This is a genomic window from Cupriavidus campinensis (assembly GCF_905397395.1).
Taxonomy (GTDB): Bacteria; Pseudomonadota; Gammaproteobacteria; order Burkholderiales; family Burkholderiaceae; genus Cupriavidus; species Cupriavidus campinensis.
On the sequence record NZ_CAJPVH010000146.1, the window covers coordinates 1 to 1,131 of the forward strand.

Sequence of the window (1,131 nt, forward strand, 5' to 3'; positions counted from 1 at the left end):
TGTGTCGTTTGTGATGATATTGGCCGCGCTCGGTGGTTGCGCTGCGGTCCAGTCTGACCGTTCTGTATTGGCGGCGGCGCGCAGTGCGAACTACACCGAGGACTATATCTACGACTACTGGATTCAGACGGTCTCAGGCAAGGACACCGGAGTGGGCGGTATACAGGTTAAGGAATTCTCCAGAGGGGGAACCAGTGGAAGCATATGCTGTTCGCGGATGCCGGGTGTCGGTCAGACGATCAAGGTCGGTATGGCGAGTGGGCGGACGTCAGGACGACAAGTCCATGTGGAAAACCTACAGCCGGGATGTCGTCGTGAAAGGGACGATGCCGAAGCCGGGCTACAAGCTGCAGAGCTATCTAGTGGTCCGATTCTTCCCCAATCATGAGATCGAGACGGAATTGCTTTCTGGGGACGGCGATCTAGGCCCCGGAAATCCGCGGATGGACAGAATTTTCTTTGTTGGCCCGCGCGTAATGCGCCAAAAGGGAGAATAACGATGCAAGACTGGTTCACCGATAGCCACGATACTTTCCATCGGGCGCTCAAGACCGCCACGATGCTGCACGACGAAGCGTTCACGACCTGCTCGACCTGCGAGCAGAAGCCGTGGTTCAGCTTTTTTTTTGATGGCACAGGAAACAACCTTAAGTTGGACGAACCGGCGAAGAAGTTGTCCAACATCGCACGGCTCTATGCGGGACACGACGAGGAACGACCGCTGATCTGGAGGTTTTACTACCCAGGCGTTGGCACACCGCTAGATGCCAGTAATCCAAGCTGGTGGGAATGGATTCGCGACAGCGAGACATTGGGCGGGGGAGCCGGATTGGGCGCAGATGCGCGATTAGCGTTGGCCGAGGCAGATCTTCGAGATAGATTGAAAGCCAACCACAAAGTCACCCGCATCGATATCGCCGTATTTGGCTTCTCCCGCGGCGCGGCGCTTGCGCGTGCCTTTGTACACCGGCTGTTGACACAATGCGAGATGCGGCATGGCGCGCCCTTCTGGCCTTGCCGCACAGCAGTCGATGGTGAAGCCGCGCCGTTGCATATCCGGTTTCTGGGTCTGTTCGATACCGTCGAGTCCGTCGGGCTGCCGGGGCACAACCTCAATAGCGACATGTGGAT

1 protein-coding gene and 1 pseudogene are annotated in these 1,131 nt (G+C 57.4%); both read left to right on the top strand.

Going from position 1 to position 1,131, the window contains the following annotated elements; all coding sequences use genetic code 11:
- Positions 1 to 388, top strand: a pseudogene (locus KHO18_RS28250) (hypothetical protein); the annotation flags it as partial.
- A gap of 111 nt (positions 389 to 499) precedes the next feature.
- Positions 500 to 1,131 (top strand): phospholipase effector Tle1 domain-containing protein (locus tag KHO18_RS28255; protein WP_211944321.1); only part of this gene is annotated, 632 nt, incomplete at its 3' end.